At 70.6% G+C, this 10,555-nt stretch carries 10 protein-coding genes; 5 read left to right on the plus strand and 5 right to left on the minus strand.

What is annotated here, in order from left to right; genetic code table 11:
- Positions 1-1,191: a hypothetical protein gene (locus HG543_RS11590; protein ID WP_343073327.1), complete on the plus strand. Its 1,191-nt coding sequence runs from the start codon at positions 1-3 to the stop codon at positions 1,189-1,191.
- A 49-nt stretch (positions 1,192-1,240) separates the two neighbouring features.
- Positions 1,241-2,146 carry a LysR substrate-binding domain-containing protein gene (locus tag HG543_RS11595; RefSeq protein ID WP_169344778.1) on the plus strand — a complete coding sequence of 302 codons (906 nt, stop codon included), beginning with the start codon at positions 1,241-1,243 and terminating at the stop codon, positions 2,144-2,146.
- 12 nt (positions 2,147-2,158) lie between these two features.
- Here the strand turns inward: HG543_RS11595 and HG543_RS11600 are convergent, their stop codons facing one another.
- Both HG543_RS11600 and HG543_RS11605 read right to left on the minus strand, forming a co-directional pair.
- On the minus strand, positions 2,159-3,793 hold the full coding sequence (locus HG543_RS11600; protein WP_169344779.1) for a Na+/H+ antiporter: 1,635 nt from the start codon (positions 3,791-3,793) through the stop codon (positions 2,159-2,161).
- Between the two features lie 144 nt (positions 3,794-3,937).
- Positions 3,938-4,927 (minus strand): aldo/keto reductase, encoded by a 990-nt coding sequence (locus HG543_RS11605; RefSeq protein ID WP_169344780.1) that lies wholly within the window; start codon positions 4,925-4,927, stop codon positions 3,938-3,940.
- A 172-nt stretch (positions 4,928-5,099) separates the two neighbouring features.
- Here HG543_RS11605 and HG543_RS11610 point away from each other — a divergent pair, with 172 nt between their 5' ends.
- Entirely contained in the window at positions 5,100-5,639 is a 540-nt protein-coding gene (locus HG543_RS11610) for a class I SAM-dependent methyltransferase (RefSeq protein WP_169344781.1), read from the plus strand.
- On the opposite strand, the gene HG543_RS11615 is transcribed toward HG543_RS11610, so the two are convergent.
- Positions 5,603-6,160, minus strand: coding sequence for an RBBP9/YdeN family alpha/beta hydrolase (locus HG543_RS11615; RefSeq protein ID WP_169344782.1), 558 nt, complete (start codon positions 6,158-6,160; stop codon positions 5,603-5,605). The genes HG543_RS11610 and HG543_RS11615 overlap by 37 nt on opposite strands.
- 35 nt (positions 6,161-6,195) lie before the next feature.
- Positions 6,196-6,396: a BTAD domain-containing putative transcriptional regulator gene (locus HG543_RS55205; protein WP_169344746.1), complete on the minus strand. Its 201-nt coding sequence runs from the start codon at positions 6,394-6,396 to the stop codon at positions 6,196-6,198.
- Between the two features lie 66 nt (positions 6,397-6,462).
- On the opposite strand from HG543_RS55205, the gene HG543_RS11625 reads away from it, so the two are divergent.
- Both HG543_RS11625 and mnmA read left to right on the plus strand, forming a co-directional pair.
- On the plus strand, positions 6,463-7,731 hold the full coding sequence (locus HG543_RS11625; RefSeq protein ID WP_169344783.1) for a CCA tRNA nucleotidyltransferase: 1,269 nt from the start codon (positions 6,463-6,465) through the stop codon (positions 7,729-7,731).
- Between the two features lie 504 nt (positions 7,732-8,235).
- Positions 8,236-9,282: a tRNA 2-thiouridine(34) synthase MnmA gene (gene mnmA / locus HG543_RS11630; RefSeq protein ID WP_169344784.1), complete on the plus strand. Its 1,047-nt coding sequence runs from the start codon at positions 8,236-8,238 to the stop codon at positions 9,280-9,282.
- Here the strand turns inward: mnmA and HG543_RS11635 are convergent.
- Positions 9,279-10,555: DUF2314 domain-containing protein (locus tag HG543_RS11635; RefSeq protein WP_169344785.1), on the minus strand; the 1,277-nt coding region annotated here is incomplete at its 5' end. The genes mnmA and HG543_RS11635 overlap by 4 nt on opposite strands.

Raw genomic sequence — 10,555 nt, forward strand, 5'->3', positions numbered from 1 at the left:
GTGGATGCGGTGCTCGACTACTCGCGTGCGTTCGGCGTCGGCACCCCCCAGAGCGTGGGAATCGATGAAGGGCTGAACCTCTGGTTCCTCGAAGGCCGCCGCATCGGCGTGCTGCGTCCCGGCGACAAGGCACCGTCGTGGACCACGGGCGTCGGTCAGGCGAGCGAACCGTTCGGTTCGGACTCGCTCGCCATCGACTCGACCGTCATCTGCGGCGGCGAGGCCGGGCGCGCGTACGTAGGGTACCGCGCCAACGAGATGAGACGCGCGCCGGGTATCGAGCAGCGCACGTACATCCCCTGGCCGGGCGAGGCGAACTACTCGCCCGAGCGCTTCGCCGAATACCGGAAGGGAGACCTCGACGCGGTCCGCCTCCAGCCGGATGGAAGCGTCGTGCTCGAGGAGCACATCTGGCGCACCACCGGCGGGAACAACAAGGACCGGCAGGCGGGCATCCACAACACCAACGACTACCACTATGAGGAGGACCGCACCGTCCTGAACTGCGCTCGCGTGACACGCGGCAGGGACCGGGGCGACCTCTACATCACCACGAACCATGGCGTGACGCGCATCCAGGGGCTCGTCTACAACAGCCACCGTCACCCGGGCTGGTACCTCTACGAGAACGGCTCGGAGTGGGGTTCGCTGCAATGCCCGCCGATGCACGGGCTGGGCATCGCGCCGAACGGAGACGTGCTCGTCGCGAATGAGCAGATGCTCGGCGTGCTCGTGCCGAGCCCGAAGCTCGAGGAGTGGGACCGCGAGCGGACCTGGGATGGGCCCACGCCCTGGACGTTCAAGAGCTTCAACGAGGCGCTCAACGGCCAGGCCTCCGATGACTACTGGCGCGCCTTCGAGCAGGTCGCCTCGGGCCGCTACTACCTGGGGAGCGCGCAGTACGGCGTCTGGGCAATGACGCCGAAGTCCCGCTCGGCCGGAAACTGGTCGAAGCTTGCCGGGCTGCCGACGAATCGCATCCTCTCGCTCAAGGCGACGGACGATGGCGCGCTCTACATCGGCACGGATGACGCGGGTCTCTGGCGGCTGGAGCCGGACGGCACGACGCTGAGTCAGGTGCGTCAGGTGTCCGGTCGACGCGTCGTGCAGCTCGTCTACGAGCCCACCGTGACGCCGAGCATGCTGCTCGTCCTCACCGACCAGGGGTTGACCGTCATCCGGGGACCGTAGGCCGGTTTCCCCCTGGACGTGCGTGGCGGAGTGTGCCCGGTGCTCGTCAGTGAATACGGCTCCGTTCACCCAGCTCCAGGTGTTCCTCACCGTGGCCCGCCTGCGCAGCTTCAGCGGCGCGGCGCGCGAGCTCGGCGTCTCCACGGCCGCGGTGAGCCAGTCGGTGCGCCAGCTCGAGGAGCAGCTGCGTGTGGTGCTCCTCACCCGGACCACGCGCAGCGTGGCGCTGACGGAGGCCGGGCGGCGGCTCGTGGAGGGAGCCGGCCCGGCGATGGGGCAGGCGCTCGCCGCGCTCACCGAGGTTTCCGCCCGACCGGGAGAGACGGTGGGCCGGGTCCGGCTGTCGGTGCCGCGGGGGGCGCTGCCCTTCGTCATCGACCCGGTGGTCCCCACCTTTCGCGAGCGTCACCCGCGGGTGGAGGTGGAGGTCATCGTCGAGGAGCGCCTCGTGGACATCGTGGCCGAGGGCTACGACGCGGGCGTGCGGCTGAGCGAGGCCATCGAGCGCGACATGGTGCAGGTGCGGCTCACCGACGCCTTCCGCTTCGTGGTGGTGGGAGCCCCCAGCTACCTCGCGCGTCATGGGACGCCCCAGCGCCCCGAGGACCTCCTGCGCCACGAGTGCATCACCTTCCGCTTTCAGACCACCGGGGTGCTCTACGCCTGGGAGCTGGAGCGGGGCCGCAGGACGTGGCGCGTGCCGGTGCGCGGAGGGTTCGTCACCAACGACGTCCAGCTGATGCTGTCCATGGCGGAGCAGGGACTGGGGCTGGCGTACGTCCTGGAGCCCATGGTGGAGGAGTCGCTCCGCAACGGCCGGCTGCAGCGGGTGCTCGAGTCCTACGCGCCCACGGTTCCCGGCTTCTTCCTCTACTTCCCCAGCCGTGCGCAGCGGTCCCCGGCGCTGCGTCTCTTCGTGGACGTGGCCAGGGAACTCCTCGGGCGCGCGAAGTGAGTCACGACGGAATCACGACGCCCTTTCGGATTCGGAGTCTGGGGCGAACTGCCGCAGGTCCAGTTCCGCCAGGTCGAGCTCCTGCTCGACTCGCTGGAAGGCCGCATCACCGATGGTGCCGTCCGCCCGCAGCGCCAGGAGCCGCTGCCGCTCGGCCGAGGTGACCCTGCGCAGGATGGCCGCGTCGACGTTGGCCTCGTGTCCGTCACCCGCTGGCGCCCCGTGAGGCACGCTGCCGCCATGGGCCAGCTCCGCTTCGGCACGCCGAAGCATGACCTCGAAGCGGCGACGCAGCATCTCCGACATCTCCTCGCCGGGCTGCTCGGCCGTGGCAGAGAGCGCGGCACGGAACGTCTCGACCCGGGCCAGCCGCACCTCCCGCTCCACCTCGCCGTCGTCCTCGAGCCGGAGCATGTTCATGAGCGGGCGCAGCGTCATGCCCTGGATGACGAGGGTCCCGAGCACGACGGAGAACGCGGTGAACAGGACCAGGTCCCGGTAGGGAAACGCGGGCCCGTCGGATCCGCCAGTCGGAAGGGCGAGCGCCGCGGCAAGGGTCACGATGCCTCGCATGCCGCACCACCCGACGACGGCCGCGGCGCCCTTCGACAGGGCCACCGTGTCACGACGCTCCGTCGTGCCGTCCCGAGCTGGACGACACCACCAGCGACTGAAAGCCGCGGCGCCCGACACCCAGGCGATTCGCGCGAGGATCGTCGCAACGCACACCGCGGCCGCGACACCGGCGTACCCGAGGAGCGTGCGCGAGTCGATCCTGCCGAGGATGGCCTTCAGCTGGAAGCCGACGAGGATGAAGGCGAGCACGTTCAAGACGAAGACGGCGAACTCCCAGACCGCGTACGACGGGATGCGGACGCGCGCCGGAATCACGTCCGCGGCGCGGCGGGCAATGGCCATCGCGAAGACGACCACGGTGAGGATGCCGGAGAGGTGGAGCCGCTCCGCGAGCATCCAGACCGCGAACGTCCCGCAGAACTGGACGACAACCGCGATGGCGACGTCGTGCATCCGCCGGGTCAACAGGAGCATCAACCGCGACAGCACGAACCCGAGCACCACGCTGCCCAGGGTGACGACGAGGAGCGTCGGGAGCACGCCCGCCGGGGACAGCGTGCCCGCGAGCGTGGCACCGACGGCGAGCCGGAACACCAGGAGCGCGCTCGCATCGTTGAAGAGGCTCTCGCCCTCGAGGATGACGAGGAGCCGGTGCGGCGGACGGAGTTGCTTGAGGACGGCGGTCGCGGCCGCCGCGTCGGGGGGCGCGACAATCGCCCCGAGCGCCACCGCGACGGCCCATGGCATTCCGGGCACGAGCAGGCGGGCCACCCCCGCGACCACGACGATGGTGAGGGCCACGGCACCGATGGCGAGGCTGGCGACGCTCCGCCAGTTCGCTCGGAGGTCGCGCGGCGATGCATCGAACGCGGCGTCCAGCAGCACCGGCGCGACGAAGAGCGTGAGCGCGAGCTCGGGGTCCAGGACGAGCGTCGGCGTGCCAGGAACGAGCGCCAGCCCCGCGCCGGCCAGTGCCACCATGGCCGGGTAGGGCGTCCCGAGGCGCCGGGACAGTGCGGTGAGGCCCGCACCGGCGAGCAACAACGCGATGATGATCTCGAAGACTTCCATGCGGTGCGCGAGTCCCCTGGTGAATTCCAGGCTGTGTACCGGCCTCGTTTCCGCCGCTCCTTACCTGGTCGGGCGCGCACCGTATGCGAGGACTGGCCGCACGGCGTCCTGTTTCGACCGTTCGAAACGGTGCGAGGGTAGAACTCAGCGGCCGGTCATCTTCTCCAGGTGCTCGGGATAGCGAGCCCCCTGTACGGTGAGCTTCGAGGCCGCGCTGTCGATTTCACGGAGCTCGTCAGGCGTCAGTTCGACGTTGGCTGCTCCGAGGTTCTCCTCCAGGCGGTGCGGCTTCGTGGTGCCCGGGATGGGGACGATCCACGGCTTCTGCGCGAGGAGCCACGCCAGGGCAATCTGGGCCGGGGTGGCCTTCTTCCGCTCCGCGACCCTGCCGAGCAGCTCGACGAAGGACTGATTCGCCTTGAGGGCCTCCGGCTTGAAGCGCGGAAGGATGTTGCGGAAGTCGCTTCCGTCGAAGTGGGTGTTCTCGCTCATCTTGCCCGTCAGGAAGCCCTTGCCCAACGGGCTGAACGGAACGAACCCGATGCCGAGCTCCTCGAGGGTCGGTAGCACCTCCGCTTCAGGGCCTCTCGTCCACAGCGAGTACTCGCTCTGCAGGGCCGCGACTGGCTGGACCGCGTGGGCGCGACGAATCGTCTGGGCTCCCGCCTCGGAGAGGCCGAAGTGCTTCACCTTGCCTTCGCGAATCAGGTCCTTCACCGCGCCCGCGACGTCCTCGATGGGCACGTCCGGGTCGACCCGGTGCTGGTAGAACAGGTCGATGACGTCGGTCTTGAGCCGCTTGAGGGAGGCCTCGGCGACCTGCTTGATGTGCTCGGGCCGGCTGTCCAGGCCCGCCTGCTTCCCGTTGGCGTCGAGCTTGAAACCGAACTTGGTGGCGATCACCACCTTGGCGCGGATGGGCGCCAGGGCCTCGCCCACGAGCTCCTCGTTCGTGAACGGGCCGTAGACCTCGGCGGTGTCGAAGAAGGTGACGCCCCGCTCGAATGCCGTCCGGATGAGCGAGATCATCTGCTGCTTGTCCGCGGGCGGACCGTAGCCGTGGCTCATTCCCATGCAGCCGAGCCCGATGGCCGAGACTTCCAGGTTGCTGCTTCCAAGCTTGCGCTTCTGCATTGCTGTTTCTCCTCCGTGGACCCTTCAGGACCGACTGGAAGAGAGGTACGCCCCGATACAGCGAAGTACTAGAGGGCGGGGAGCCAATGGGCTCTTAAGCCCAGGTTGACAATGCGGACGGCCTCTTCGATGAGGAGCGCACCTTCGCGGGTGTTCCTATACTGCGAACTTCATGACCCCTGCTTCCGAACGACTCGTCTGGGCGGTGGAGACGCTGGAGGTGCGCGCCGCGGACCGGTTGCTGGAGGTCGGCTGTGGCCAGGGCGTCGCGGTGTCGCTTGTCTGCGAGCGGCTGCGCTCCGGGAGCATCCTCGCGATTGATCGCTCGGCCGCGATGATTGCGCAGGCTCGCCGCCGCAACCGCGAGCATGTCGCGGCGGGACGAGCCATCATCCTGGACGCTGTCTCACTGGAGGATGCGGACTTCGGCGGCGCACGCTTCGACAAGGTGTTCGCCGTGAACGTGGATTTCCTTCGAAAGGAACCGGCGCGCTCCCTGGAGACCCTGCGCGCCGTGCTCCGTCCGCGAGGCGCTTTGTACCTGTTCCACCAGCCACCGCTGGAGGCGAAGGTGCGGCCCTGGGCGGATGGGACGCCCAGGATATTGGAGGCCCACGGCTTCACCGTGCGCGACGTGCGCGTGAAGAAACTGAAGCCCGCCAGCGTGGCCTGCGTTCACGCCGTCCCGAGCAGCTCCTCCAGCAAAGCCTGACCTTCGGCCCAGGAGCCCAGCCGGGCCGCGCTGCCCAGGTGGTGTTTCGCGCCCACGTTCACCAGCCTCGCGCCCCAGTCCGCGGCGAGCCCCGTGATTCGCTCCATCGAGATGAACGCGTCATTGGTGCTCGCCACCACCACGGACGGGAAGGGAAGCCGCTGGCGCGGCATGGGCGCGAACCCCTCCGTGCCTTTCGGGAAGCCCGGAGCCTCCGTGTCGCTCGGTGCGACGAGCAGCGCTCCTCGCACCTTCCCGTGGCTCTCTGGATGCGTCGCCGCCCAGGACGCCACCAGGATGCACGCGAGGCTGTGCGCCACCAGCACCACGGGCCCTGGCGCCTCCGAGACGGCACGCTCCAGCGTGGCCACCCAGTCCCGAAGCCGAGGCGTGTTCCACTCCGCCTGCTCGATGCGCCGGCAATCCCTCCGCTCCCGCTCCCAGTGGGTCTGCCAGTGCTCGGGCCCCGAGTTGTAGAGGCCCGGCAGGATGAACACGGTGGGGCTGACGGCGGTGGGCATGGTGGACTCGGCGTAGCTGGCGGCCCCCGCGCCGGTCAAGTCCGCGAGAGCCCGGGACTCTCCGGGCCGGTACCGGCCGGAGCCGTGCCCTTTTCAATCTGCCGCACCAGCGCGAGCGTGTCCGGCATCGGCGTGACGCCCAGCTCGTTCGAGAGGGTGGCGCGCAGCCTCTCGAAGGTGGCGAGCGCCGGAGCCCATTCGGAAGCGCGGCCGTGCCCTCCGGACGTCCTGGACATTGGCAAGCCGGAGAGCGGACGGGTACAACGGGGGACACCCGTTCCACCGCCTGTCTCCACGCGCCGATGATCGCCAACCTCCACAACGCCGACATCCCCCGGCCCGTGCTCGACGTCATCGCCCGGCTGCGCGAGCTGGGCCATGCCGTGTACCTCGTGGGCGGCTGCGTCCGCGACATGGTACGCAAGGTCCACCCCAAGGACTTCGACGTGGCCACCAGCGCGCTGCCCGAGGAGGTCCAGCGCGCCTTCCGCAAGGTCATCCCCACCGGCATCCAGCACGGCACCGTCACCGTCGTCCAGGGCGGCACCCACGTGGAGGTCACCACGTTCCGGTCCGAGGGTGACTACCTCGACGGCCGCCGGCCCAGCTCCGTCGCCTTCGAGCGCGACATCGTCAAGGACCTGTCCCGGCGCGACTTCACCATCAACGCCATGGCCTACAACCCGCTGGACCGGGACCTCGTGGACCCGTTCGGCGGGCAGACGGACCTCCAGGCCCACCTCATCCGGTGCGTGGGCTCCGCGCAGGAGCGCTTCTCCGAGGACGGCCTGCGCCCCCTGCGCGCGGTGCGCTTCGCCGCGGTGCTCGGCTTCTCGCTGGACCCCGCTACCCGCGACGCCATCCCCGCCACGCTCGGCGTGTTCCGCAAGGTGGCGCTGGAGCGCGTGCGCGAGGAGCTCGTCAAGCTGCTCCTGTCGCCTCGCGCGGAAGGCGGGCTGGTGCTGCTCGCGGACACCGGTCTGCTGGACGTCTTCCTCCCCGAGGTGGCCCGCGCCAGCGCCGAGGCCGCGCGCCTGACTCGCGCCGCCGTGCAGGCCGCCCCCCTCGAAATCGAGGTCCGGCTCGCCGTGCTCCTCGCGGACCTGGTGGACCGCACGCAGGCCCGGGACATCGGCCTGCGCCTCAAGTTCCCCAACAAGGTGGCCGACCTCGTCGCGCTGCTGGTGGAGCACGCGAAGCTGGAGGAGCGGGTGGGGGAGGCGGACCCCGCGCTCCGCAGGCTGCTGGCCCGCGTGGGGCTGGCGCAGCTTCCGCAACTGCTCGCCGTGGCTCGTGCCCGTGTGTCGGTGCGTGCCCCGGAGCGGCTGCCCGAGGTCGAGGCGCTCGCCGCCCGGCTGGAGGCGCTTGCCGCCGCGAAGCCTCCGCTGAGCGCGAAGGAGCTGGCCCTCACGGGCGGCGACATCATGGCCACCCTGGGCGTGGGGCCGTCTCCCATCGTCGGCGAGGCGACGCGGTTCCTCCTGGACTCCGTGCTCGATGATCCGGCGCTGAACACGGCCGACACGCTGAGGGCCCGGCTGAAGGAGTGGCACGCCCGCTCCGGGCGGTGAGCCACGGGAGTCCCCCGCCTCCACCCCGGGCCCAACGGAACAGGGGAGGGGGGCGCCTCCCGTGTCCGCCCCGGAATGGAACGTCCATTCCGGGCAGGCCAGCGGCGTCTGCCCGGTCCCCTTCCCGGAATGGAACGTCCATTCCAGGAAGGCCAGCGGCCTCTGCCCGGTCCCCTTCCCGGAATGGAACGTCCATTCCGGGCGGGCCAGGGGCCTCTGCCGGTCCCCTTCCCGGAATGGAACGTCCATTCCAGGAAGGCCAGCGGCTTCTGCCCGGTCCCCTTCCCGGAATGGAACGTCCGTTCCGCGTAGCGGGGAAGGAGGCGGGGGCCATCCCCTGTCGCACGCCTCGTCCGTTGGCGAGGTAGGGGGAGGGCGAGGCTCTCGTCTCTCGGATGGTGGAGGCGAAGCAGGCCCGGCGGGCGCGGGCGCATGTCGGGAAAGGGGCCGCCCGGGCGTCCTCCCCCGTGCGCCCGGGCGTCCGGGCGTGTAGGAAGGAGCACCATGCGAGTCGTCGTAGCCATGAGCGGCGGGGTGGATTCCTCGGCCGCGGCCGCCCTGCTCAAGGAGCAGGGCCATGAGGTCATCGGCATCACCCTGCGCGTCTGGTCCTACGAGGGCAAGGCGAAGTGTGGGAGCTGCTGCAGCCCGGACGACATCGACGATGCGCGCGCCGTGGCCCAGACGCTCGGGATTCCCTTCTACGTGGCCAACGCCGAGGAGATCTTCCAGGACCGGGTCATCAACCCCTTCGTCCAGTCCTACCTCGGCGGCCGCACGCCCATCCCGTGCGTGGCCTGCAACCGCGACGTGAAGTTCAACTTCCTGCTCAAGCGCGCCCGCGCGCTCGGGGCGCGGCTCGCCACCGGCCACTATGCCCGCGTGGAGGAGGTGGACGGCCGCTACGTCCTGCGCCGCGCCGCCGACGCCGCGAAGGACCAGAGCTACTTCCTCTTCACGCTCGGCCAGGACGAGCTGCGCGACATCGTCTTCCCCGTGGGAGACATGACGAAGGCCGAGGTCCGCGCCGTCGCCGAGCGCCATGGCCTCGTGACGAGCCAGAAGCCGGAGAGCATGGAGATCTGCTTCGTGCCCGACGGCGACTACGCCGGCTTCGTGGAGAAGGTCGCCGGGCCGCAGCCCGCGGGCGACATCGTGGACACCGAGGGCAACGTGCTTGGCAAGCACCAGGGCATCCACCGCTACACCGTGGGCCAGCGCAAGGGGCTCAACCTGGGCGGAGGCGAGGTCCGCTACGTCCAGCGCCTGGAGCCGGAGACCCAGCGTGTCGTCGTCGGGCCCGCCGAGGGCACCGCCCGCGACAGCTTCGGCCTCCTCCAGCCGCACTGGGTGGACGCGCCGCCCCCGCCCGAGCAGCCCGTGGAGGTCCGCATCCGCCACCGGCACCAGGGGGCTTCCGGCCGCGTCCACGTCTCGCCTCACGGGCTCGTCTCCGTGAAGCTGGACACCCCCGCGCGCGCGGTGACGCCCGGCCAGGCCGCGGTCGTCTATGACAAGGACCGCGTGCTCGGCGGCGGGTGGATTGTCTAGGGCGCCCCGCCGGCGCGCTCCAGGATGATGCGCTCGGTGGTGTTCCCCTCGACGGAGCCGTCCCCCCGCCGCAGGAGGTAGTCGAAGAGGGAGTCCTCCCTCACCGTCACCTGCGCGCCCGCCTTGAGGCCCGGCACGTCCCCGGGCTGGCTGTCCAGCGTGCCGTGCAGGGACGTGCCCTCCCAGGCCGTGACGTGGACCCACATCCACTCGATGCCGCCGTCCGAGGTGTCGAAGGGGGCCTTCACGAGCAGCCGGGACTCCGCCTCCAGTCCCTCCTGGAAGCGCGGCTTGATGCGCGTGAGCAGCGTCTCGCGCGCGGCCTTGCTGGCCGCCTGCAGCTCCGCGTCCTCCTCGTTCGCGGAGACAATCTCGCTGCGCGCGCCGAACACCTCGGCCACGGCGGCATAGGGACGCTCCGAGGGCGTGTCTCCGGGGCGGGCCTGGAAGACGACCTCGACCAGCGGCAGCCCGCCCACGTCCTTCGGGTCCACCGGAAGCAGCGCGATGAGCGTCTTCTGGCGCGCGTCCGGGCGCACCTGCAGCTTCAGCGCCTCGCGCCACTCCGCGAGCTTCAGCGCGTCGATGGCGACGGGGAAGGCGCCGTCCTCGCGCACGGCGGTGCCCTCCAGCATGAGCTGGGCGACGAGGTTGAGGAACGAGCCCAGGCTGTCCGCCAGCGGCGCGGGCACCTGCTGCACGCCCAGCTCCGGCAGGCCGAACGTCGTCAGGCCCGCGGTGATGAGGCGCACGGTGCCGTCCCAGTCCGAGTAGACCTGGGTGTTGAAGTGCCGGGGCAGCAGCGGCTCGCCGCCGTCCCAGTCCTCCAGCCGGCGCTCGTACCAGTCCTTCACGGAGAAGAGCTCCACCATCTGCTCGTCCCACAGGAGCGCGTCCCGCTCCTTCGCCAGCTCCAGCGTCAGGGCCTGGGCCTGCCGCACCGCCTCCACGGCTGGGGGCTCGGTGGCGAAGTGCAGCACGGTGACGCGCTCGGCGGCGGCGAGCCGGGCCTGCTCCTCGGGCGCGAGGTTGCGCGCGGCGACCTCCAGCATTCCCTGCTCGGGGAGCGGGTAGTCCTTCAACGCCACCTCCGTGACGGCCACGGTGGGCAGGGGCCCCGGGTCCGACTCGCCGCTCGCGAGCCGCAGCGCGGGGAAGCGCTCGCGCAGCCGCGCCTCCAGGGGCGGGGGAGTGGGGGCGCCCGGCTTCGGCGTGTGGATGAGCGCGTAGCGGAACGACGCGCGCGCCGAGAAGAGGGGCCCCGGCGGGAGCG

The sequence above is a fragment of the Pyxidicoccus fallax genome (genome assembly GCF_012933655.1).
GTDB lineage: Bacteria > Myxococcota > Myxococcia > Myxococcales > Myxococcaceae > Myxococcus > Myxococcus fallax.